We start from the raw sequence: 23,453 nt of genomic DNA, 5'->3' as shown, positions 1-23,453 counted from the left end.
TCAGCTCCATCAGTCTCCAGGACAAAAAGCTGTACGACCCATTTCCTCCCCTCACGACCGAGAGAATCATTGTTTTCGCCCCGAGCAATGCAAGAAAAACCAATCCGTGTTAGCAGAAGCTCTAGCTTTTCTGGCGCCAAGCCGTTGAAAAAACGCCCATTTTCGTCACGTCCATGTATTGGTTTACCGCCTGTATCCACTGGAAGGGAAACCAAGAGCCGCCCACCACTTTTGAGGACACGCCTTAGATTGAAGGCAGCGTCAAACAGGAACTCTTCTGGAATATGCATCAAAACAGCAGAACAAAGAACACCATCAAAGCTATTGTCAGGTATAGTATCAAGTTCCGGAAGAGCATCACACCAAAGGCGGTCTTGCAGAGCTAGATTAACACGAGTGCCTTCCTGAATAAGCTCATGGCATGGGTCTACTCCATAGGCATCAAAACCAGCTTCAAGAAGAAGCAGTACATCACGGCCAGCAGCTGCTCCAACATCAAGGATCTTTGCACCTTTGGGAAAAGCTACATCAAACCACAGCTCAATTCCGCCCTTGGCTTTTGCGTACCTGCAAGCCAAGGCTAATGCGTTGTTCTTATAATATTCCAGAGTTTCGTAATCAAGATAGGCTTTTTTCATAATTTTTGGCGCACCTTCTTGTCGCCATTTTAATGAATAAAATAACGGGGAGCAAATTTTTCTTCGTGTCGACCTAAAAATTCTTGCTCATGTAGAGTAAGACAAAGCAAAAGATTACCTTATTTCCATATTTGGTGTTATTATTGTATGGAAACATTAAAAAACACAGCAAGGTAGGTGTGTCCATATGGCATGGGTTATGACCCAGAGCGGAAAAGAGATAATGAATTGCGTGGCCTTTCGGATAAAAAGGTTAGAGGGGTACAAAAAAATATTCATAGAGGGCCAAATAATAGGTAACGATACATTCCACATATTGGGTGAATTCAATTCAGAAGATGAAGCAATATCTACCTTTAAGAAGCTGTACGAAGCTCTTTCGTCCTCAGACAACCCTTCTTTTAATTTCTCAAAATAAATTCAGAGAACCTGCAAACATCACGTCCCTAATACCAAAAACAAAAAAGACCCGGGGAATTAGTAAGTAATTTCTCCCGGGTCTTTTTTGTTTTTGACCTTTCGATAAAAAATATGGATTTAAAGGGTGTCAGCTAAAGAGCCTTCCAAAGATTTTTTATTCCTCCAATAATGCTGTACAATCATACACACGAAAAGTGCTAACCCTACAAGCTTATAAATCCCAATGGGGCTTACCATCCCTATACCAATAATGGCAAAAAGGGTCCTTTCCCATATAGGCATATTCACTTTCAACATGCCTATTATCCCCACGGATAAGGAAAATACCCCTACTAACGCCATAGAAACTACGAAAAGGTATGTTTTAAGTGTTGCATCAACCAGAAGTATAGCGTTGTTGTAGACAAAGAGATACGGCAAAAGTAGTCCTGATAAAGCCAAGCCGAACCCGTGAATGGCAACTTTCATAGGCTTGGCACCTGCAAGTCCAGCAGCTGTATAGCTAGTAAGCGCAACAGGCGGCACGACAGCAGACATGGTACCATAATAGAATGCAAAGAAGTGTGCGGCTATGGGAGTTACACCCATTTGCTGCAAGGCCGGCGCAGCAATGGTAGCCGTAATGATATAGCAAGCAGTAGCTGGAAGCCCCATGCCCAAAATCAAAGCTGCGAACATGCATAATATAAGGGCAGCCCACAATTTGCCGCCAGAGAACATTATTATGTTAAGGGCCACTATCTGCCCCACCCCCGTCATTCCTACAGCTCCAACAATGAAGCCCACCACACCACATGCTATGCCAACTGGAGCTGCACTGCGTGCACCAAGATCCAATGCCTTTATAAAATCTTTCAAGGTCATTCTTGTCTCTTTCCTCAGGAAAGAAAGAACGATTACCGAAATTAACCCAAGGAAAGCCGAAAACAAAGGCGTGTATCCTGCAAGCAAGAAATATATTATCAACGCAAGAGGAATCATCATGTGGCCTCGTTTCAACAATGTCTCTTTCAATGGGGGAATATCTTTCACACTTAAGCCTTTAAGGCCTCTTTTTTTGGCCCTGAGGTCCACCATAAACATTATAGCCAAATAATAAAGTACTGCGGGGGTAGCACCTGCGAGCATTATCTTCGCATAGGGGACACCAAGAAAGGTGCTCATTATGAATGCTGCAGCTCCCATTATAGGCGGCATAAGTATACCACCTGTGCTCGCAGCCGCTTCCACAGCTCCAGCAAAATGAGGGGCATACCCCACTCGCTTCATCAGAGGTATGGTTATAGCTCCTGTTGTGGCCACATTGGCCTGAGCACTACCGGAAATGCTTCCCATCAACGCAGAGGCCACTACTGCAACTTTTGCTGGCCCTCCTCTGTATCTACCCGCGAGTGCCAAAGAAAAATCGTTGAAGAAATCGCTGGTTTTTGTTGCAGACAAGAAGGCTCCGAACAAAATAAACATGAAAACGTAAGTGGAAGACACCATAAGGGAAACGCCATAAATTCCCTCATCAGTAAGGCCCATTCTTATAATTATCCTTTCCCAGTTGAAGCCCTGATGAGCAAAAAGGCCCGGGAAATACGGGCCAAACTTAGTATAAAGAACGAAGATTATGCTCAATATGGTCAAAGGAAGTCCTACCGATCGCCTGCTTGCTTCTATTAACAGAAACATAGTGGTAGTCGCCATTGCCAGGTCTAGGATTCCCACGTTCAAATGAGCTGCTAAGATCCTATCGTATTGGGTAAGGATATAAACCGCACCTGAAAGAGCCAAGGTTGCAAATATCCAATCCAGCGCACTTGGTTTATCCTTGGGAGACTTGGCTGTGGCGGGATAGTAAAGGAAGACTATAGCCATTACTGTGCCTAGATGTATAGCATTCATTTTTATGGCCATTAACAAACCAAAACTATTCATCCACGCATGCACTAAAGACGTTCCTACAGTCAAAATAAGCGCAATTAAGCCTATTTTCCCTGCAAACTGGCGAGTAGGAATATGCTCTCCCTTTGGAATCAACTTCTTAATGAATTCCATAAATCTACCTCTCCATCCTATAAGATTAAAAAGCCGGCGGCATAAGGCTCTATACCTGCCGGCTCCCAAATTCAGGCAAAATGCCTTATGTTCACTATTTCATCTCTGGCGGAAGCAATTCCTCAGGAATGGTCAACCCCTTTTCCTTAAAGAACTTGACTGCTCCAGGGTGTAAAGGAGCACCATAAAGGCCTGCCAAGGGGTTCTCGAAATCCACCTTATAGAAAACAGCGTGCTCCTTAAGCAGGCTCTCTCTATCCTCGTAGATAACCTTCAATGCGTTATAAACAACTTCTTCTTTGACATCAGGATGGGCAAGAAGAGAACATTTAACACCTACAAGAGGAATGTCCTTATCCTGCTTGGGATAAGTTCCTGCAGGGATAGTTACTGGAGCGTACCAGGGTGCAACCTTAATCAATTTCTCTTTAGCCTCATCATCAAAGACCAGCATATCCACTTTAGCCTTTCCTGCGTAAAGCTCAGTTACTGCAGATGTAGGATAGCCTGCTTCGAGAAGGGCTGCATCAATACGGCCGTTTTGCAGTGCCTGAGAGGCCTCACTGTATCCAAGGTACTCAGGGGTTATATCGTCGAAGGTCAAACCCGCAACGGCCTTAAGGATCGTGCGGGTACTGAACTCCGTGCCTGAGGCAGCAGGCCCTACAGCAATTTTCTTGCCTTTGAGGTCTCCCCATCCCTTTATGCCGGATGATTTAGCATAGACAAACTGGGATACTTCAGGCCACAGGCCTATAACATAACGAAGGTTAGGATTGGGTTTACCCTCATACCTATTGGTGCCAGTATAAGCGAAACCTGTGAGGTTACACATGGCTATAGCCATCTGAGCTTCACTTTTCTTGAGCATATCCAAGTTCTCCGTCGTTCCTCCGGAGCTCTGAGCGGAGAACTTAAAACCGCTCTTTAAAAGCTTCTGGTTAAAATGGTTCGCCAATATTGTTCCTACGGGATAATATGTTCCTCCCGTTGAACCTGTAACAATTGTCACAAACTCAACTGCTCCCGCACTAAAAGCAAAACATCCCACCAACAACAACGAAATAACCATAGTCAACACTTTTTTCTTCACTCTTTACTCCTCCTCCTTTTTATTATTTAGCCATTATTGTTCATAGCTAAATAAGGCTAAACTCACATCTCGCTAGACTTTTAAATTATTCAACCACTCCTGAGGGTCTTCCCACAAAGGAAGCATCCGTCCTATCCCCTTCTCCTTCGCTGACTGAAACACTCTATAGGCCTCAGAAAGGTCATGAATCCCAAGCCCAATGGGATTGAAAAATATTATTTCCTCGTCAAATTTCCTTCCTTCCTTGAGACCTACCACAACCTCTCCAAGATTACCACATATCTTATCTTCCGTTATGAATCCTTCCTTGACTGCCCTATAAGACACGTCTACCCCGTGGTGCTTTACCTGATACCAATCATCTACAAATATCTTATCGAATACAGATAAAGCTGAGGGAGGAGTGTCCCAAAAGGAAATCTCGACATGAAAAGCCCCCTTTTCGTACCACTCGGGACACACATAAGGCTCTCTTGCCATAGTGGCAGTGCTTATCACATCAGACCCCCTGAACGCTTCTTCTGCACTGTTCACAGGGATAATCTCCATATTTACTATTTCAGACATGGCTTCTTTGAATCTCTTAGATGCTTCAACGTTTATATCATAGACCTTACACACTTTCAATGAGGGCAAGGCACATTTCATGGCGGTCAATTGAGTTCTGCCCTGAACACTTGCTCCCACAAGACCCATGACTTCCGAATTTTTCCTGGCAAGATATTTCGCCGCAACTCCAGAAGCAGCCCCCGTCCGCATGGCACTCACTATAGCTCCGTCCATCACGCATTGGGGAATCAAGGTATCAGGATCAACTATAATAATTATTGCACTGGCTCGAGGCAATCCATACTTAGATGGGTTCCATGGCCTGCTGGGAATGAACTTTATCCCAGCCGTGTTTACAGGCCCCAAAAGACCTCTTTTTATAAGTTCTTCCTTGTACTTCTCCCCACCCAAAAAAGAGGGCATGGACATTATTCTACCCAAAGTTTCCTCCGTCTCAGGGCCTCCCCACCTTATGACGGGCTTGCCTGGCTGAATAAAGTCGCCTTTGCCATGCAAAAAGAAAGACCTTTCTGTAGCCTGCATGGCTCCCTTCATGTCAGTTCCCCCAGCCTTGATACAATCCTCCTGGCTTAAATATAATAATTCCCACTTTTTTGACATCTGCACCACTCCAATCACAATAACAACAACAGTTATTGTTATAAATTTTACATTTGCTGAGATTTTGGTAATATTTATTACAGACGATGTTATATTACTTTATTCTAGAGTCGCCGTCAATCTATTGCTAAACTAAGCCTAAAGTTTCCTTTTGGGTGGAAGGGGATTTATCAATGAAAAAACAAAAAAGGCACTTAAGTATATTTGAAAAGCTAAGAAATGGCATAAAAACCTTGCCCCATAGTCAGGTAAAATTGTGCAATTTTGTATTAGAAAACTACCAAAATGTGGCCTTTATGACTGTAGAAGAGCTAGCACGTGCCAGTAGCGTTTCCACTGCAACAGTTATAAGAACCATAAAAAAATTAGGCTATGGCGCTTTTCACGATTTTTTAGCCGACCTGCGGAAAATTATGTTTGAATCTGGGCAAAGTTTATGGTGGCAAATGGAAGAATCCTGGGATAATTCTCTCCTGCCAAAGGAAAATATTCTAGGGGAGGTAGCCAACAGGAACATTGATTCTATAAAAAACTCCATGACCCCTATGCTTCTTGATAATTTCCCAAAAGCGGTTCAAATTCTATGTTCTGCCAAAAAAATATACGTCCTCGGGCTCAGGTCAACGCAAGGGATAGCCCTTTACTGCTATTCCATGCTTAATCAATTTCTGGACAATATTTCTTTCCCTTCCATAATTGGGTCAGATAATATGTATTCCGAACTTTATCAGTGCTCACCCAAAGACGCAGTGTTGGCTTTGTCAATCGGTGGCCCTCATTACGCACTACAGACCATTGAAGCTATGAAATACGCCAAGGACAAAGGAACTCCTACAGTGCTTTTAACGACAGACATAGCATCTCCGGGATCTCAATGGGCTTCACTTATCTTGCCTGCCGCTCCATCCAAGGGTTACTATTCAGTAGTATCTGTTATGACCATATTGGATGCCCTGATAACAGCTATAGGTTACGAAAAAAAGGAAGAAGGCAAAAACAAGCTCCGAGAGCTTGAGGAAATTTTGCTATCTAAACATATAACATACTAGAAGAGAACGGGGGTAATTACCCCCGTTCTCTTCTGCAAACTGACCCCTTAGGCATTTTTAGCTTTCCAACTCTTCAAGCCTTTTCTTTATGGCCTCAAGCTCCTTCTGTAGGGCCTCTGCCTGGTCTTTCAATAATTCCTTCTCTTCCTCTGCGGTAGGTTCAGCGTAAGGGGCTTCAGGTGGTACAACCCCTGCATACGGCCAGGGTCCCCAAAAGCGTCTTCCAAAACCTCTACCGCCTCGACCCCAGCGCCAGAAACCACCACGACCCCATCCATAGTAGCCTCTGCCACCCCAAGGGTTCATGTAACCTGGTACAGAAAAGCCAGCACAATATCCCGCTCTTCTTCCCGTCATTGGACCCATCCCTGCAGGTCCTGTTCTATCTCCTCTAGGCATCGCCTTTCCCTCCTTTTGTTAATGATAATCGTTATCACTAATAGAATTATATACCCTTTCATTCAATAGTCAATACTGCTCATTTTGACTTAGGACTTAGGGTTGAAATCCCCTATCCTTCCAGTAAAAAAGGGCTCCTTTAAAGGCGCCCCTCACAAAATTACAGACACTATACAATATATTACTAAATATCCTTAGGAGTCCATTCTTTCCAAACCGCCCCAACCAGATCGGGACCAGGCCTTAAAATTTTCTTCCCAGGCTGCCATCCCGAAGGCGTCGCTTCTTTACCACCTGTATTCCTAACATGCTGGAAGGCCTTGATTTGCCTTATGGCCTCATCGACGTTCCTTCCCACCGGGGGTGTAAGCACCTCCATGGCCTGTATTACGCCGTCTGGGTCTATGATAAAACGGCCTCTTACGTCGACACCGGCATCCTCGTCATAAACTCCATAGACCTTACCTAGGTTGCCACCTGCATCGGAAATCATCGGAAAGGGAACTCCACCCTCCACCATCTTGGAGAGCTCTTGATCGTTCCAAACCTTATGCACAAACTGACTATCCACACTTACTGACAGAACTTCCACTCCAAGCTCCTGAAACTCCTTGTACCTGTCGGCGACCGCCGACACTTCTGTCGCTCAGACAAAGGTGAAATCACCCGGATAAAAACAAAGCAATACCCACTTGCCTAAAAACTCTGAAAGCTTCACCTTCACAAATTTTCCCTGATAATATGCCGGCGCCTCAAAGTCCGGAGCATGCCTGCCTACCATAACCGTCATGGACTCCTTCACCTCAGCCTTCTTTTCTTCAACTTTATCCAGTGCTTCCTCTTGGATTTCCCCACCCACCATTGCACCTGTAGGTCTCGCACACCCTATTTCCTTTTCCTCCATCGTCTCACCTCCACTTGCATGCTTTTTCTAACTATACTTTATTATACTACATCGCTACATCTCTAACAAATACCTCGTGTTTAGATCAGAGGAGTTCTTCCTTCTTTTTTCTCAGCCAAGCGAGGCACGTCCTGACTCCAAAGCCCGTGGCTCCCTTAATGTAGTAGCCATACTCCTCCTTGGTGTTATCAGTACCTGCCATATCTACGTGAAGCCACTTTATGCCCTCACCTACAAACTCCTGTAAAAACATGGCCGCCGTTATAGCTCCTCCGTAACGGCCTGCAGCGTTGACTATATCAGCGATGTCAGATTTGATCTTCTTCCTCAACCTCTCATCATCAAGAGGCAATTGCCACATCCTCTCTCCTGTCTTTCGCGACACCGCAAGAAAGCCTGAGGCTAAATCATCATCGTTCGAGAAAACCCCTGCCGTATACTCCCCCAAAGCTACGACACATGCACCAGTCAAGGTTGCCATATCTATGATGACTGAGGGCTCTTGCTCGGACGCATATGAAAGGACATCCGCCAATGTAACCCTTCCTTCTGCGTCGGTATTGTCTATCTCAACAGTTTTGCCATTTCTCATTCTTATAACGTCGTCAGGCCTGTAAGCCCCTCCTCCTGGCATGTTCTCCGCGGCTCCAATAAACCCGTGAATTTCAAAAGGCAGGCTCATTTCTGAAACCGCCTTCATTAAGCCAAGAACATTGCAAGCTCCAGCTTTATCTCCCTTCATAGTCCTCATAAAATCTGACGGTTTTATATTTAATCCCCCACTATCAAAGGTAATGCCTTTGCCTACAAAAGCAATTTTATCTATAGGCTCTGCGGGGCGGTACGCTAAGTGGATCAATCTGGGCGGTGTCTTGGACGCTCCTCCAACACTCAAAAGGCCCATCATCTTCATCTCTTCAAGCTGTTTCTCATCATATATATAAAGCTCAAGGTTTGACTCCTCTGCTATCTTTTTTGCCTCATCCGAAAGAGAAAGGGGGTTTATAACGTTCCCCGGCTCGTTGACCAAATCACGCACAAAGTTCTGGGCTTTAGCAAATATAAGCCCCTCTTTTATTGCATCATCTCCTGCATCCTTTATATTCAACTTTTCTACATTCCAATTATTATCGTTCTCAGCGCTGGTTTTGTATTTAGTAAATCTGTAGCTTCCCAGAACAGCCCCCTCTGTTATGGCCGAAAATACATCCTGGGATGCTTCCTTTGGCAGCGCCATCAAAACATCTCTGCAGCGCTCCTTGGAAGCCTGCTTCACCGCTAACGCGGCAGCTCTCCTAAAGTCATCCAGCTTAACCTCAGACCTCTTACCGAGCCCCACAAGAAAGACATGCTTGATCCTTCTACCAAAAAGGCATGTCCAAAGGGTTGTGTCTTTTTTAGCCTTGAAGGAAGACTCCGCAGCCCTCCGACCAATCTCGTTAGCAATATCCTCTCCTAAATATCTAAAGCCATCCAAATCCTCTTCATTCAGGAAAACTGCCAAGGCATCTCCTGACCACTCAGATATGGAACCTGAATATCCTTTAATATCCAACTCGACTACCCCCTCGCATATAATTTTAATTAATTATCACAGTATTCTTTATCTGCAAACAGGAATATAATAAAACACATATAAGACTCTTCCAAGGCAAATCAAGAAATGAGGGATCCACATGACAAAAGCTGTAATAGGTATTGATATTGGTTCCTCATCAATATATTGTATCGCCATGGGGCTTAACATGGAAATCGTACGACGGTTTAAGCCCTGCCCTCATTTTGGACGCCCGTTGGAAACCCTAAAAAATCACATTCTGCCAGAGATAAACGACCTTGCAAAAGACTTTCAGGTAATAAGCACGGCCCTCACAGGCATTGGTGCCAAGATTCTTGCAGAAACAACCCCACAACTATTATACGAATATGATAGTGTGACCATACCAAAAGGAATTGCTCTCATAGAAGAGACTCCTCGCTATGTCTTTCACCTTGGCGCAAAAGATTCATATTTCTTCAGCATGGGAACAGTGAAAGGGAAAACAATTTTACTTGAAAGCAGCACCAACACCAAGTGCGGCGGCGGTTCTGGCACACTTATAGAAAAACAAATAAGGCGGCTTTACTGTAAAGACAAAATCTTTGACCTCCATAAAGACATGCCCCTTGATGCCTTTTTCGAACAAGCCATAGAAGAAGCCTCCCAGCATTACGAAGCCCAACCCTACAGGGCCAGATGTGGCGTAGTGATCCAATCAGACATGATACATGACCAAAACGAAGGGGTACCAAGGCCAATTCTTGTCGCTAAATTGTTCAAAACTGTTGCGTCCAATTTCGTGCAGGACGTGATAGGGCCTCGCAAGCTGGAAAAAGGCACCAAAACCCTAGTAACTGGCGGACTGGCAAGGATAAAACCCCTAACAGACTACCTCGGAGAAATAACAAACTTGGAGCTTGTTACCCCTGAATATTTCCTTGAAGTTGCAGCCATAGGTGCGGCAACAATGTGTATCGAAAAAAACAACTTCCACGTATTAACCCCACAAGACATAGACAATGCCCTGTCCGCAGCGCGCAAGAACAGAAAATACGCCCCGCCTCTAAAAGATTACCTAAATAACGTCCACATTTATGACAACCTAAAAGAATCTCTATCGGAGGCAAAAGCTCTTGTACATGACCCAGAAGTTATAATAGGAGTCGACGGAGGTTCTACAACTACAAAAGCTGTAGTTGTATCTGTAAAAGACGGCAAAATCTTGGACAGCCTGTACCTTTCAACTCACGGTGACCCACTGGGAGCTCTTCAAAAGATAATAAAACACTTTTCCCGCAATAAAGATCTCTATAAAGTGATGGGCATATGCACTACTGGGTCCGCTAGAAAGCTCTTTGAAAGCGTACTCTCCAGCAAAGCCATGCGCCAAAAGCTTCAAGATGAAGGCTTTCACGTTCCAGATGCTGCTGTTGACGAGATAACTTGCCATGCCATAGGTATAAGGCACTACGATAAAGACATAGACACCATCTTCGAGATAGGCGGACAAGACATGAAGTTCACCACCTTCAAAAAAGGGCCCTCTGGCCCCCTTGACGAGGTAGAAGAGGCAAGGATGAACTATTCGTGCCAGGCAGGAGCTGGCCAAACTCTGGAAAACATGGGAGAAATCCTGGGATTGGACGTGAAAACTTCCCTCCAGGAAAAAGCCCTAAAGGCCCCAAGGACCCCCATAATAGACGCAACCTGTGGCGTATTCATGGAAATAGAGGAACAACGCCTAATTGCCGAGAACTTCACCCAGGAAGAGATAGCCGCAGCTATTGTAAGAGCCACCGCTGAAAGCTATTTCCATAAGTTCGTCGGAGGCTCAAGACACGTAGGGAATAAGTGCTCCTGTCAAGGCGGACCATCTCTAGGCAAAGCATTCCTGGCGGCCATGGCTCAGGTAACAGGTAAAGAAATCCACGCTTACCCTGGAAGAGAGCTTTTTGGAGCGTACGGTGCAGCTTTGTGGGTACGAAACAAGGTCCTGGAACTTAAACAAAAAGGCCTGCCAGTACGTTCAGCCTTCAGGGGGTGGAACCTAGGCGACGAGACATTCAAATATGAGGAGAAAACATGCCTTGAAAAATGGGGAAAACTTTCTTGCGGAGTACGTAACTGTACTTTAAAGATATTCCATGTGGGTGGCGAAGAGATCATAAGTGGAGGATTCTGCCCCAGAGGGAACAGCGAGGTTTCAGAAGCGCCAAAAACAGATTATGTTCAACTTTTCCACCAAGTCCTGCAAAAACACTTCGACGGCATATCATATCAGGATGTCTCTAAAGTAGCTCCTGAATCACCTACTGTCGGTATCAGACGGTGTGGCCTGATGTTGGGCCATAGAAGCATATTTTTCTCAGCTTTCTTGAAGCATCTCGGATTTATTCCCGTCCTTACTCCCATATCAAACCACAAAATAACCGAGCTTGGGACCCGCTTTGCTCCAACCGAATATTGTGTGGCAATGAAAATATCTGCAGGACATGCCGCACTACTGTCATTGGATTCCCGCATAAAATATATCTTCATGCCATCCTTCATAGATGAGCTAGACGCTAAGGGAACGAAAAGAATGTTTTGCATTTATACCGAGGCAGAGAATTTCGTGTTGAAAGATGCTCTAAGCATTGACAAAAAAAGGCTAATAATGCCCATACTTCACTTGGGTAAAGACGGCCCCTTGGGAAAAGAACTCGCACGGGCATTGAAAGCGATTGGTCTTTCTTTTTCCAGGAAACAGATAAAAGAAGCCATAGATTACGCAAATCAAAAGGTAAGAGCCTTCCTTGCCGACATTGAAAGAATAGGTGAAAAGTTCTTGCTCTCTTTGTCATCCTCTTGCGAGCCAGGATATGTGGGGTTAGGAAGGGACTACGTGCTACTTGATCCTGAAGCCTCCTCCAATTCTGGACATCTTTTCTCCAATATGAGAGGCATGCGCTACATACCACAAATTTTCCTCCGACATAAATATGAAGATATAGATATAGACAAAATAGTGGAAAATGAATACTGGATCCAAAGCGTAGAAATTCTAAAAGCCAGCATATATACATCCCAAACTGATAGCCTTTACCCCATAAGGCTCATGAACTTCGCCTGTGGGCCTGATTCGATAAAGTTCATGATGGAGAGTGAAATATTCAAGACGAGCGGAAAACCATTTCTCCACCTGATGACAGACGCACAAGTCAATAACGCCCCCTTCTCCACCAGGGCTGAAGCTCATCATAGGGTTGTAATGCAGCACTACAGCTCAAGGCAAAAAACACAAAAAAAAACAGAAATAACTTTTATCTCCCCCAAAGTGCCTAAAAATGGGAATCTATCCAAAAGAACCTGGCTTATACCTTATATGGGAAAGGTAAGCGAAATAGCAGCAGCAGCGGCAAAGAGATGGGGAATCAACACCGAAGTAGTGCCCACTAACACACCTGATTCAAGAAAGGCTGCGAGTAAGTTCATATCTATGGAAACATGCTTCCCTTTGAAAGGCGTAATGGGAGACCTCATGGCTTTACTTTCGAAACTCAAAGAATCATTGGGCTCCAAGAAACTCCAGGAAGAATATCTAATATTCCTTCCCACCACCAGCGGCCCATGCCGATTTGGCAAATACGCTGAAGTCCTGAAACTTCTGCTAAGGCAATTAGATTTAAGCGAAATGCCCATAGTTTCTCCGAGCTCGTCAAGAGGATACATGGATTTCAATTCATTGAACCTCAAGTTGAGTCATTTTGACAAATTAAGACTAGCTACTGATCTTTACGAAGCCATACTAACTTCGGACCTTTTCGACGATCTAATCTTGAGGTTCCGACCATATGCAAAAAGCAGAGAAGCTTTCAACAATTTGGCTACTAGCAGGTTGGAGTCTCTAAAAGAGCTCCTGGTAAAGAGAAACTCGGGCAAAAGCGTTTGCCAATGGCTGGTGGAAACGGCAAAAATGATGGAATCCTTCCCCAAGAAGCAAAATGAGCGTTTTCCCTTGGTCCTTTATGTGGGAGAAATATATATGCGCCAGCACGACCCTTACACCGGCGACATAATAGAAAAACTTGAAGAAGAGGGACTAGAGCTCGTAAGAAGCCCCGTTTACGAGTGGCTGGAATACGTCACCTTCCTGGCCTGGGAAAAAGGGAAAAATCCACTAAATCTACTAGTAGAATACTACATGGCCTCTGCAAACAGCAAATTTAAAAAGAGCGTCCAATGCTACTTGAAAGAAAGACACATACTGCCACCTCCAAGGGAAATAATATCTGCTATAGAGAAGGAAGGAGTTTACCATTCTGACATCATGGGAGAATCTGCCCTGTCTATCGGCATATTTAATGAGTTCATAAATGGACGCCTGGACAGCCAAAAACTTCCCATATGTGGAATATTCCATGTCGGCCCCTTCACGTGCATGCAAGAAGGCATTTCCAGCGCAAAGATGAGGGCTATGTTAAAAGAGCTGCAGGCTTTAGGGTGCAATGAAGTAATTCCTGTTATACATGCTTTCTTCGGTGAGTCTCCAAATTCAAACCTAGAAGCAGAGATAGCATCCTTCAGGGAAAGTTGTTACCTAAGAGCGCAGCTTCTTGAAGAAAATAAATTATAGAACCCAAACTCCGTACATGCTCAAAGCAGCAGCTACTGCCATCGTAAAGTTATCATACTTGCCTTCTGTAAGAAGCTCTGCCGCTGATGCACCAATGGCACCTAACACTATGGCGCTTATGCTTACACCATGAAAGACTTCTAACGACCCAAAGGCCAGAGCGGACATAAGGCAGGAGAACACACAAGCTGCAGTACCTTCAACAGTCTTTCCCCTCCTTATGACTTTCTTTCCCCAATTTGCTCCTATTAGAACAGCCCAAGCGTCGCCAATAGTCACAATGATCAACGAAAGAGGCCCTATCACCCCCGGGAAAAACGAAGTTAAAGCGGCAGATGTCAAATACATAGTGGTTCCAGTAACAGAAAGGCGTTCCTCCTCCTTGCTGACCTTCGAAAAGAAATTGCAAAACCTCTCGTTGAAAGAAGGACTACGCCACCTTAATAGTTCCACTCCAACTAAGATAGAGCCCAGAGTTATCAGACTACACTGATAGGCCGAGCGCCCTAAGGTAGGAAATATTACAAGGGGAAAGACTAACCCCATCATACGGTACAGTTTTCTCCTATAAAGAAAAATTTCCAAACGTCTTTTTGCATTGTCCAGTTCTTTCAAAAATGCGTGTCCCCAAAAACTAGCAACCATAAACACCAATACAGCAATAACGAAAAACCACCCAGAAGGTAAGCTGACTGGTTGAAAGCGCAGTGAAAAAGCCATAAAAAGGCATGTCAAAATAAAAGCAGCCATAGGTACATTCCCCAAAACAAGTAGGAAAGTTATAAACAAAACCAAAGGCGCTGCATTTTGAATAAACAGACAAAGAGACAAAAGCAACAGAAATACACATAACATACTTTTAAGGTTTGACATTTTAATCTTGCCATCCTATATAATTTCTTTTCCTTAAACGCTCTGTTTTTGTTATTATATCCTTTCAGGCTATGGATATAAGAGTCATAAAATAGGGGGGGTAATGATGTCTTTTCTCGACCTGGTGGTCAAACGCAAAAGTGTGAGGGCTTTTCTTTCAACCCCCATTGATAGAACCGTGTTGGACAAATGCCTTGAAGCTGCTAGGTTGGCACCCTCGGCCTGTAACGCTCAACCATGGCATTTTATTATATGCGATAAAACACCGTTAAGAGAAACACTGGCAAAAGAAGCCTTTTCTGGCATATATTCCATGAACGCCTTTGCCAAAGAGGCTCCAGTCCTCATTGTAGTTACACAGAAAACCACAAAGGCTGCCCCCAAGCTGGGAGGGCTTTTTCAGGGCATTGATTTTGGACTCATAGACATAGGGATAGCATGCGAACACTTCCAGCTAGCTGCAGCTGAAGAAAATTTGGGTACCTGTATGCTGGGCTGGTTTAATTCAAAGGCTGTAAGGAAAATCCTAAAGCTGCCTAAAAATCTAAAGATAGTCTTGATAATAGCCGTAGGCTATCCTTCTGCACCTATGGGTGGGCCTAAAAAAAGGTACCCCTTGGAAGATATAAGAACTTACGTAGAGAAATAACCCGAATAAACAACTCTTAAATTTTAAAGGTGATGGCATTATGATTTCTTTCAATTCCATATATCTCAACTTAGGCGGTAAAGAACTCTACAAAGATCTAAATTGGACCATACCTTCAGGGTCAAGGTTTGGGTTAATTGGGAAAAACGGAACAGGTAAAACGACACTGTTTAAAATGATCATAGGGGAAACTTTCCCTGACAAAGGGGCCATCGAAAAACCCCAAAACCTGACCATTGGATACCTTCCACAGGAATTCGTGGACCTAGAAGATTTGGCCATAATAGATTACCTTAAAAAGCGCCACGGTATAGACCGGCTGGAAAAGGAAATTCGCCATTTGGAGGAAAAAATAGCGGAAGGAGATAACTCCAAAAGCACACTAATGACCTACGAAAAGAAACGAGAAGCCTTCACGATAAAAGAAGGTTACTCCTTCGAAGCCAAGGCCATGAAGGTCCTGAAAGGATTGGGTTTTTCCGATCAGGATTATAGGAGAAACTGCCTTGAGTTTTCAGGCGGATGGAAAATGCGAATCTTCTTGGCCTCTTTACTTCTAGAGGAACCTCAAGTACTACTTCTAGATGAACCAACAAACCATCTGGACATAGAGAGCACCGAATGGGTGGAACAGCACCTTGAGACTTTCAAAGGAACCATAATACTCATATCTCACGATAGGCATTTCTTAGACTCAGTAACGAACAAAACTGCAGAACTCATTAATGGAACAATTAAAGTATATAACGGCAATTATTCCTTTTATGTTCAGGAAAAAGCGAAACAGCAGGCAGTTGAACAGAAAACAGCCATGAAGATAGAAAAGGAGCGGGAGCAAATTTTAGCTTTTGCCAATCGCTTCCGTTATAAAGCAACCAAAGCATCCCAGGTCCAGAGCAGATTAAAAAAACTGGACTCGTTAGTTGCCCCCACCATTACCAAAGAACAAACTGGTCCAGCAATTAGGTTCCCCGCATGTCCTAGAAGCGGACTCAACATCCTTAGAATGGAAAACGTTTCTAAAAATTATGGCCCCCTTTCTGTTTTGAAGGAAGTAAACCTGGAAATTAAACGCGGGGAGAAGATTGCCGTAGTGGGAGTAAACGGCGCAGGAAAATCCACCTTAGCAAGGCTCATGGCAGGCAAAGAGCAGCCCACTGATGGGCTCATAACTTGGGGACACAACGTAAAAATAGGTTTTTATTCCCAAGAAACAGCATCAAACCTGTCATTGGATAAAACCGTGTGGGAAGAAATAAGGGACACCACATCTCAAGCTTCAGACCAGGAGAGGAAAAATCTTCTTGGAGCTTTTCTTTTCAGCGGTAAAGACATAGAAAAAAGGATATCATGCCTTTCTGGAGGGGAGAAATCTCGGCTGGCACTATTGAAGCTTTTACTCGGAGAGGCCAATTTCGTGATACTCGACGAACCAACCAACCATCTGGATATAGCAACCAGAGAAATCCTCCTTGGTGCCATAAAAAATTGCCAACAAACAGTTGTAATAATATCCCATGACAGGTGGTTTCTAGATGGAATAGTGGACCGAGTAATAGAGGTGCGAGACGGAAAATGCCATAATTACCTGGGCAACGTAACATATTTTCTCCAGAAAGCCCATGAAAGAAGAAGTTCCATTGAGCCAGAACCTAAGAAAAAACCCCTTGATACAAACAGGGCAACCATGTCCAAAGCGGAGAAAAAGCGCCTGGAGGCAATACAAAGGAACGAGCTCTATCGCAAAAAACAAAAAATACAAAAAGAAATAAACCCTATTGAAGAAGAAATAACCTCCCTTGAAACCCGAAAGGAGGAAATAGATAGACTGTTGTGCTCCGAAGAAGTCCTATCCAACTCGTCAAAAATATCGTCTCTAATGGTTGAACGGAATGAAATAGAACAAAAACTCTCTTCCCTGTATGAAAAATGGGAAGAACTCACTGATAAACTATTGCAAATCCAACTTAACCCATGAGCAAGCCATTAATTTATTAATTTTTACTATCTTCGATATAGCGGGAAGACCCCATAAGCACACCAATAAACTTAAGCTGATCCACGTTTTCGCAGACGATTCTAATAGCACTAGCTATAGGTATGGACAAAATGGCTCCAGTGACCCCCCACAGCCACCCCCAAAACAGTAACGAAAGCAGTATCACTATAGGACTAAGATTGAGATTCTCTCCCATTATCTTTGGAGCTATCAGGTTCCCTATAATCTGCTGGATTCCAAAAAGAGATAGGGCAGTAACCACTACTGGGCCTATCTCTGGATGAAATTGAACAAAGCTCAATGCTATAGGGGGAATCGAAGCTAAGATGGATCCCACGGTAGGTATAAAGTTTAACACGAATGCCAAGGCTCCCCATGTTATTGGGAAATCAACTCCTATGCCTTTTAATACCAACCAAACCAAAAGGCCTGTTACAGCGCTTATCAAAAACTGGAGAGTCAGGTAACGACCTATTTGAACCGCTATAGTATGCAAAAGATGAATTATCTTCCTACTGTGTTTTTTTGAAAACGCCCTTTCCACTTTGCGTTCAAAGTAAGGAGCGCTAGAAAGCAAGAATATCAAAAATATGACCACCAATATTAAATTGCTTACAAAGCCCACAAAAAAAGTGGACAACGAAAAAACGTATTTACCTATTATTGGGCCAGGGTCGATGCTTGTTATCACATATTTGGGCAAATTGAGGTGCTGGGAATATTGCACAATTAGCTCTGCGAACCTTGTCTGATACCTTGGGAAAGCCTCCACTAATGCCTGAACTCTCCCATTTAAGAATAAGGCCCCTCCAAAGCACACACCGATGAAGACCATAAGCACTACGCTTGTGCTTATAAAAGTAGGGATTCTTCTCCTTGCCATCATCCTTACTACTGGAGCAAAGATAAAATAAAGAAGCCAGGCCACAACAAGGGGGAGAATCACTCCCTTAGCTACTTTTAACACAACCCCCACGGCCACCACACTCAAAATGGCCAAGAAAAATTGAGATAACCTGTTATTACCCATCTAAAAATCTCCCATCAGCGCCCAAATAGGCTGCGTAAGGGACTGGTAGGATTGTGCCACCAGCCCCTACCGTTCAATTGATATGCTCCTAAGCCAGTTTTTCTTCGGCGACTTCTAATGCTGAGGCTACGTCTGCTTTGAAGCCCTGTTTCCTTAAAACACTTCCCAATGCAACTAGGAAAAGCTCTATGTTTTTCCTGTTAGAGCCGCTTCCCATTAGGCCTACCCTTATAATTTTACCCTTGAGCTCTCCAAGGCCAGCTCCTATTTCTATGTTGTAGTCCTCCATCAGCTGCTTTCTCAACAAGGCCTCGTCTACTCCTTCAGGAACCACGACCGAAGTCAGGCTTGGCAGGCGGTAGTCAGGATCCACCAAGAGATTAAGGCCCATGGCTTCCAATCCCGCCCACAAGGCCTCGGCGTTCTTTCTGTGGCGAGCGAACCTATGCTCTAGCCCTTCTTCCGCAATAATACGCAACGCCTCGTTGAGAGCATAAATCATATTTACTGGTGCTGTGTGGTGATAGAAGCGCTCCTCTCCCCAGTATCTCATTATCATTGTAAGATCCAGATACCAGCTTTGAACCTTAGTCTTCCTATTCTTTATTCTTTCAGTTGCTCTAGCATTGACTGTCACAGGAGCAAGCCCGGGAGGGCATGCGAGGCACTTCTGGCTGCCGCTGTAGACCATATCCAGCTCCAGCCTGTCAACAGGAACCTCCATACCTCCAAGAGATGTAACGGCGTCAACCAGCATGTACATACCTGCATCGTGGGCACAAGAAGCTATCTCTTCCAGCGGTTGCAGGACTCCCGTTGAAGTCTCCGCGTGAACGATTCCTACCAACACCGCGTCAGGATTGGCCTTTATAGCTCTTCTTACGTCCTCTGGGTCAATAGGCTTACCCATGGGAGCAGTGACAGAAACTACTTCCGCCCCACACCTTTCGGCGAGGTCGTGCATCCTGGTGCCGAACACTCCGTGCTCGCAAATAATAACCTTGTCTCCCCGCTCGATCATGTTCACACAGGCTGTTTCCATGCCCGCGCTTCCCGTTCCTGGCATGGAAACTGTCAACTCGTTTTTGGTTTGAAAAACATAGCGCAAAAGATCCCTTGTTTCATCCATTATCGCTACGAAATTTTTGTCCAAATGCCCTAATGTCGGTTGAGCCAACGCTTGAAGGACTCTCTGCTCAACAGGCGTAGGGCCTGGCCCTAAAAGCAATTTTTCAGGAACATTTCTATGTTTACTTACCTCCATTTGGCTTTCCCCCTTTTCTTTCTTCCGGCTCATACCTTAAGTTTTTCTTTATATATGGGCAATAAATGGCTGCAACAGGATTATGCCCCAGCTTTCTATCTTTTGTGACTAAAGTTGTTACAGGTGCCTTGGCATGTCGATAAAAAATAGAGTCATGCCCCACGCACAAACCTAAAACCACCAGCAATTGGCATCCTTCCTCATCAAGGATCCTGGCCTGCTCTGCAGGATTACAGCTAACCTTGCCTATCCAAGGCCTTAAGGGCATATCAAAGTCTTCTTTACTTAGTCCTCCCACCTTGCAACACACTGACTCTACTTCAAACTCCCTCGAAAGGATTTCCCCTACAACCCTGGCTTCCTCCGCTAGCCCTATACAAAAAGCTAGGCCTATTTTTCTATAATTCATGCGCCTTGCAAATTCCATTATCTCTTCCAACCTGCAAAGCTCACAATAATATAAAGCTTCAACCTCAGCAGCAACTTTGAATATTCTTGCTTCCTCGGGGTCTTCGTATAAAGGCTTGCTGTCCTTTTCTATACACGGTCTTCCTTTGCCACAGGGCTTTTCTTCACAAAGATGACATTTCATATATATCACTCCAATACGGTTATTTTTCTAATCCGGCGTTCTCTGCAAGTTTAACCAAACTGTAAACAACCTTTGTGTTGTTCAGGCATATGCCCTCTTTCTCAGCAGTTCTTAGAATATAGCCTGATATAGCCTCGTTTTCCGTTCTTCTTCCAGCTTCGATATCCTGAAGCATAGATGGCCTGTTCGCTGCTGTTTTATCCATAACTTCCACAGCAAAATCCCATAAGGGCTCCCTCTCTAAAACGATCCCTTCACACTTTGCAGCCTCAATAGCCTCTTCAAAAAGAGCCTTAGAAAGCTCTAAAGCTTCTTTAATCTCCAATATCTTCCCGTTGCTGCATCGGGCAAGGGCTGCTACGGGATTTATCATGGCATTTATAACTGCTTTTTCCCATATAACCCTCATTGGGTCTTCCACCAACTGGACATTAAGGCCAGCATCTTGTAGAAGTTTCATTACCGCCTTTGCGTCAGTCCTCTCATCCAAAGGGCCAAACTTTATTATCCCTTCTCCAGCAGCTCTAACAATACCTGGAGCCATCCTGTGAGCCCCATAAGTGGCACTCCCAGCAAAAAGTCTCTCCGCTGGAACATATTCTTTAAGAACTTCTACGTTGCCTAACCCATTTTGAAGGGTAAGGACCACTCCTTTTTCCTTTAGCAATGGCAAAAGAGACGAAGCCACTTCTGCAGTTTGAAAGGCTTTCACCAAGACTATTACAAGATCCGACGGCGCGCATGCATCTACTTCTTTATGTACAGGGAATGTAAAATTTTTTTCTTCACCACTTAACTCCAGCAAGGTTAACCCTTTTTCTTTTAAGGCTTCATAATGAGCACCAGGCCTTTGCAATCCCTGTACTTCCATTCCCGCTTCCAATAGCCTGGCAGCAAACAAAGATCCCAATGCACCACAGCCAACAACGGTTATCACCCTTTGTCATCCCCTTTTCAAAGCCACTATATCTACTCTATACAACATTTATTATACATTACATACTTTATCTCATAAACTTCCCTTGAAAAACAAAAAGGGCAAAGCTTATGCTTTGCCCCAATAAGTATCAACTTTGCCCTTGTAACTTACTTTTTACTTTCCCCACTTGGCCATATTAAGCAATTTTTCTGTTTTCGCCACTATAGTGGTACCGGTAAGGTCTCCAGTCACGTTAATGCAAGTTCTCCCCATATCCAAAATAGCGTCTATACCCAAAATCATGGCATACGCAGCAGCAACGGCAGACCCTTCTTCCATTGACAGCCCTACAGATTGAAGCACCATTAGAAGCATTATAGCCCCAGCTCCGGGGACCCCAGCCGTTCCTATGGACGCCAGCACTGCTGTAAGTATTACTATCAGCTGTTGGCCCAAAGTAAGAGGCATGCCGACTGCAAAAGCTATGAAGAGAACACAAACACCCTGGTATATGGCTGTACCATCCATGTTTATGGTTGCTCCAAGAGGAAGGGTAAAGGAATAAACTTGCTTTGAAACTCCCAGGTTTTCCTCTGCACATTTCATGGTGACAGGCAATGTGCCACTGCTGCTTCTGGTAACAAAGGCAGTTATCATGGCTTCCTTAGCCCCACCCAAAAATTTGAAGAAATTAAGGCCAGAAAGGCTTAACAATCCTCCATAAACCACTACGGCGTGAAGTATATATCCTAAGAAGCAAGCCATAGCTACAGTCCCAAGAGGCCCTACGACCCTCGGCCCTTGTTTTGCAAAGACTACAGCAATAAGAGCAAAAACCCCTATTGGTGCATACTGAAGCACCCATCTGACGATCAAATACATTACTTCTGCAGCACCATCGAAAACGTTGAAAAGGATGTCTCCAGACTTTTTGAGTCTTTCATCCTTGCTGATCTTAAGGTAGCTGATCCCTATACCAAAAATAATGGCAAAGAATATGGTCGGAAGAACTGCTCCTCCTGATAAGGCTGCAAAGGGATTTTTAGGAACAATATTTAAAAGTGTGTCAACAAGAGAAGGCCTCTGAATAACCTTGCCCGCAGCCTCTCCAATGTTGCTCAAATCCAGGCCTAACCCAGGCTTAAAGACATTTCCCATAAGAAGCCCTATAGCAACTGCAAAGGCAGACGTAACAAGATAATAAATGACTATTTTTACTCCAACCTTACCCAACTCAGCAGGGCTAATGCTGGCTGCACCTACGACCAGAGTAGTCAAAATAACCGGCATCACTATCATCTTCAGCAAGCGCACAAAAAGGCTGCCGAAAGGCGCTACCCACAAAATCGAGTCTCTCGCCACCAAGCCAACTATTCCGCCTAAAACCAAGCCTATGAGGATTCGCAAGAGAAGATTGGTATTAAAATACCAACTAAATAAACCACCGCTTTTTTCGCTCACTTTCTCTCCCCCCTAGCAGAAAATTTTTGGGCTACTTTCACCCAAAGTAAATTTTAGTTTTTATTTGCAGAGGGGACTATTGACCAAACTGGCCATTTATCGGGTTTATTCGCTGCATAAAGAGAACATAAATACTACTTTTGGTGTATATATTCAAAGTTAATAAACTTTATTTCATTCGTCTAAGCTTAAAGACATGGCCTTCCTCATGAACTCTACTTTGTTGGAGACTTCCATCTTCCTATAAATGTTCAAAATATGTTTTTTTACGGTGGAAGAAGCAATGTTGAAATGTTGGGCTATCTCCTTATAGGTCAAACCATCCATAAGGGCTTTCATTATCTCCTTTTCCCTATTAGTAAGGTGATACTTATTGCAAGGCTCAACAGCACTTTTTCTCAGTTCTTTAAGCAGCACCTTCGCTACCGATGGGCTTACTGGTGCCCCCCCAGCGTGGGCTGCTTTTATTTGTGAGACCAACTCCTCAGGTTTGCTGTTTTTTAAAATATAGCCTGAGGCTCCATTTTCTATAGCCCTTAAAATTTTTTCTTCTTCCTCAAATATGGTAAGAATGAGGACTTTAACCTTTGGGTATTTCTCTGTAATTGCCGAAGTAGCTTCCAATCCTGATATCCCTTTAAGGCCTATGTCCATCAGGACTACATCAGGTGTTCCTTTCTGGTCAATAAGCGAGAAAAGCTCCTTTGCACTCTCGGCTACAGATATCACTTCTATCTCCTCGTCCATCTCCAGAAGAAACTTCAACCCTTCCCTTACTTCCTTAACATCCTCACA

At 44.1% G+C, this 23,453-nt stretch carries 19 protein-coding genes; 5 read left to right on the top strand and 14 right to left on the bottom strand.

Going from position 1 to position 23,453, the window contains the following annotated elements:
- A partial coding sequence (locus H0Z23_RS06900) for a bifunctional 2-polyprenyl-6-hydroxyphenol methylase/3-demethylubiquinol 3-O-methyltransferase UbiG (protein WP_296868534.1) occupies window positions 1–638 on the bottom strand: 638 nt, incomplete at its 3' end.
- 187 nt (window positions 639–825) lie between these two features.
- Here H0Z23_RS06900 and H0Z23_RS06895 point away from each other — a divergent pair.
- A complete protein-coding gene (locus H0Z23_RS06895; RefSeq protein ID WP_296868532.1) occupies window positions 826–1,056 on the top strand; it encodes a hypothetical protein in 231 nt (76 codons plus the stop codon).
- Between the two features lie 119 nt (window positions 1,057–1,175).
- Here H0Z23_RS06895 and H0Z23_RS06890 read toward each other — a convergent pair whose 3' ends face one another.
- The 3 genes from H0Z23_RS06890 to H0Z23_RS06880 form a co-directional block, all read right to left on the bottom strand.
- On the bottom strand, window positions 1,176–3,101 hold the full coding sequence (locus H0Z23_RS06890) for a TRAP transporter permease (RefSeq protein WP_296868530.1): 1,926 nt from the start codon (window positions 3,099–3,101) through the stop codon (window positions 1,176–1,178).
- A gap of 94 nt (window positions 3,102–3,195) precedes the next feature.
- The gene (locus H0Z23_RS06885; RefSeq protein ID WP_296868528.1) at window positions 3,196–4,194 is read right to left on the bottom strand and encodes a TAXI family TRAP transporter solute-binding subunit; all 999 of its coding nucleotides are present in this window, start codon (window positions 4,192–4,194) and stop codon (window positions 3,196–3,198) included.
- A gap of 72 nt (window positions 4,195–4,266) precedes the next feature.
- On the bottom strand, window positions 4,267–5,364 hold the full coding sequence (locus tag H0Z23_RS06880; protein WP_296868527.1) for an ornithine cyclodeaminase family protein: 1,098 nt from the start codon (window positions 5,362–5,364) through the stop codon (window positions 4,267–4,269).
- 173 nt (window positions 5,365–5,537) lie between these two features.
- On the opposite strand from H0Z23_RS06880, the gene H0Z23_RS06875 reads away from it, so the two are divergent.
- The gene (locus tag H0Z23_RS06875) at window positions 5,538–6,413 is read left to right on the top strand and encodes a MurR/RpiR family transcriptional regulator (protein WP_296868525.1); all 876 of its coding nucleotides are present in this window, start codon (window positions 5,538–5,540) and stop codon (window positions 6,411–6,413) included.
- Between the two features lie 57 nt (window positions 6,414–6,470).
- Here H0Z23_RS06875 and H0Z23_RS06870 read toward each other — a convergent pair whose 3' ends face one another.
- From H0Z23_RS06870 to H0Z23_RS06860, 3 genes are all read right to left on the bottom strand, one after another.
- The gene (locus H0Z23_RS06870; protein WP_296868523.1) at window positions 6,471–6,812 is read right to left on the bottom strand and encodes a DUF5320 domain-containing protein; all 342 of its coding nucleotides are present in this window, start codon (window positions 6,810–6,812) and stop codon (window positions 6,471–6,473) included.
- A 184-nt stretch (window positions 6,813–6,996) separates the two neighbouring features.
- The gene (gene prxU / locus H0Z23_RS06865; protein WP_296868521.1) at window positions 6,997–7,716 is read right to left on the bottom strand and encodes a thioredoxin-dependent peroxiredoxin; all 720 of its coding nucleotides are present in this window, start codon (window positions 7,714–7,716) and stop codon (window positions 6,997–6,999) included.
- Between the two features lie 85 nt (window positions 7,717–7,801).
- Window positions 7,802–9,271 carry a leucyl aminopeptidase gene (locus tag H0Z23_RS06860; protein WP_296868519.1) on the bottom strand — a complete coding sequence of 490 codons (1,470 nt, stop codon included), beginning with the start codon at window positions 9,269–9,271 and terminating at the stop codon, window positions 7,802–7,804.
- A 121-nt stretch (window positions 9,272–9,392) separates the two neighbouring features.
- On the opposite strand from H0Z23_RS06860, the gene H0Z23_RS06855 reads away from it, so the two are divergent.
- Window positions 9,393–13,871, top strand: a complete 4,479-nt coding sequence (locus H0Z23_RS06855; RefSeq protein WP_296868517.1) for an acyl-CoA dehydratase activase-related protein — start codon at window positions 9,393–9,395, stop codon at window positions 13,869–13,871.
- Here H0Z23_RS06855 and H0Z23_RS06850 read toward each other — a convergent pair.
- The gene (locus H0Z23_RS06850) at window positions 13,866–14,621 is read right to left on the bottom strand and encodes a hypothetical protein (protein ID WP_296868515.1); all 756 of its coding nucleotides are present in this window, start codon (window positions 14,619–14,621) and stop codon (window positions 13,866–13,868) included. The two genes, H0Z23_RS06855 and H0Z23_RS06850, sit on opposite strands and share 6 nt — an antisense overlap.
- A gap of 229 nt (window positions 14,622–14,850) precedes the next feature.
- On the opposite strand from H0Z23_RS06850, the gene H0Z23_RS06845 reads away from it, so the two are divergent.
- Together H0Z23_RS06845 and H0Z23_RS06840 are read left to right on the top strand one after the other, a co-directional pair.
- Entirely contained in the window at window positions 14,851–15,393 is a 543-nt protein-coding gene (locus H0Z23_RS06845; protein WP_296868513.1) for a nitroreductase family protein, read from the top strand.
- A gap of 40 nt (window positions 15,394–15,433) precedes the next feature.
- Complete coding sequence (locus H0Z23_RS06840) at window positions 15,434–17,371, top strand: ABC-F family ATP-binding cassette domain-containing protein (protein ID WP_296868511.1); 1,938 nt, start codon at window positions 15,434–15,436, stop codon at window positions 17,369–17,371.
- Window positions 17,372–17,387: 16 nt separating this feature from the next.
- Here the strand turns inward: H0Z23_RS06840 and H0Z23_RS06835 are convergent, their stop codons facing one another.
- The 6 genes from H0Z23_RS06835 to H0Z23_RS06810 all read right to left on the bottom strand — a co-directional run.
- Entirely contained in the window at window positions 17,388–18,422 is a 1,035-nt protein-coding gene (locus tag H0Z23_RS06835; protein WP_296868510.1) for an AI-2E family transporter, read from the bottom strand.
- A gap of 88 nt (window positions 18,423–18,510) precedes the next feature.
- Entirely contained in the window at window positions 18,511–19,686 is a 1,176-nt protein-coding gene (locus H0Z23_RS06830; protein ID WP_296868508.1) for an alanine--glyoxylate aminotransferase family protein, read from the bottom strand.
- On the bottom strand, window positions 19,673–20,278 hold the full coding sequence (locus H0Z23_RS06825; protein ID WP_296868507.1) for a DUF1847 domain-containing protein: 606 nt from the start codon (window positions 20,276–20,278) through the stop codon (window positions 19,673–19,675). Before H0Z23_RS06825 ends, H0Z23_RS06830 begins: the two co-directional genes overlap by 14 nt.
- 19 nt (window positions 20,279–20,297) lie before the next feature.
- A complete protein-coding gene (locus H0Z23_RS06820; protein WP_296868505.1) occupies window positions 20,298–21,215 on the bottom strand; it encodes a 2-dehydropantoate 2-reductase in 918 nt (305 codons plus the stop codon).
- 156 nt (window positions 21,216–21,371) lie between these two features.
- A complete protein-coding gene (locus tag H0Z23_RS06815) occupies window positions 21,372–22,658 on the bottom strand; it encodes a dicarboxylate/amino acid:cation symporter (protein WP_296868503.1) in 1,287 nt (428 codons plus the stop codon).
- A gap of 174 nt (window positions 22,659–22,832) precedes the next feature.
- The coding region (locus H0Z23_RS06810; protein ID WP_296868501.1) for a response regulator transcription factor at window positions 22,833–23,453 on the bottom strand (621 nt) is incomplete at its 5' end.

Source organism: Thermovirga sp. (assembly GCF_017656375.1).
Taxonomy (GTDB): domain Bacteria; phylum Synergistota; class Synergistia; order Synergistales; family Thermovirgaceae; genus Thermovirga.
The sequence above is the reverse complement of the archived record's forward strand: the minus strand, read 5'-3'. Positions and strand labels throughout refer to the sequence as shown.

What these genes read in the sequence shown, in the direction of transcription:
- H0Z23_RS06875 (WP_296868525.1), top strand. Translation starts at nt 5,538, where the DNA reads ATGAAAAAACAAAAAAGGCACTTAAGTATATTTGAAAAGCTAAGAAAT.
- H0Z23_RS06835 (WP_296868510.1), bottom strand. Translation starts at nt 18,422, where the DNA reads ATGGGTAATAACAGGTTATCTCAATTTTTCTTGGCCATTTTGAGTGTG.
- H0Z23_RS06880 (WP_296868527.1), bottom strand. Translation starts at nt 5,364, where the DNA reads ATGTCAAAAAAGTGGGAATTATTATATTTAAGCCAGGAGGATTGTATC.
- H0Z23_RS06895 (WP_296868532.1), top strand. Translation starts at nt 826, where the DNA reads ATGGCATGGGTTATGACCCAGAGCGGAAAAGAGATAATGAATTGCGTG.
- H0Z23_RS06825 (WP_296868507.1), bottom strand. Translation starts at nt 20,278, where the DNA reads ATGAAATGTCATCTTTGTGAAGAAAAGCCCTGTGGCAAAGGAAGACCG.
- H0Z23_RS06845 (WP_296868513.1), top strand. Translation starts at nt 14,851, where the DNA reads ATGTCTTTTCTCGACCTGGTGGTCAAACGCAAAAGTGTGAGGGCTTTT.
- H0Z23_RS06840 (WP_296868511.1), top strand. Translation starts at nt 15,434, where the DNA reads ATGATTTCTTTCAATTCCATATATCTCAACTTAGGCGGTAAAGAACTC.
- H0Z23_RS06870 (WP_296868523.1), bottom strand. Translation starts at nt 6,812, where the DNA reads ATGCCTAGAGGAGATAGAACAGGACCTGCAGGGATGGGTCCAATGACG.
- H0Z23_RS06890 (WP_296868530.1), bottom strand. Translation starts at nt 3,101, where the DNA reads ATGGAATTCATTAAGAAGTTGATTCCAAAGGGAGAGCATATTCCTACT.
- H0Z23_RS06830 (WP_296868508.1), bottom strand. Translation starts at nt 19,686, where the DNA reads ATGGAGGTAAGTAAACATAGAAATGTTCCTGAAAAATTGCTTTTAGGG.
- H0Z23_RS06855 (WP_296868517.1), top strand. Translation starts at nt 9,393, where the DNA reads ATGACAAAAGCTGTAATAGGTATTGATATTGGTTCCTCATCAATATAT.
- H0Z23_RS06850 (WP_296868515.1), bottom strand. Translation starts at nt 14,621, where the DNA reads ATGGCTGCTTTTATTTTGACATGCCTTTTTATGGCTTTTTCACTGCGC.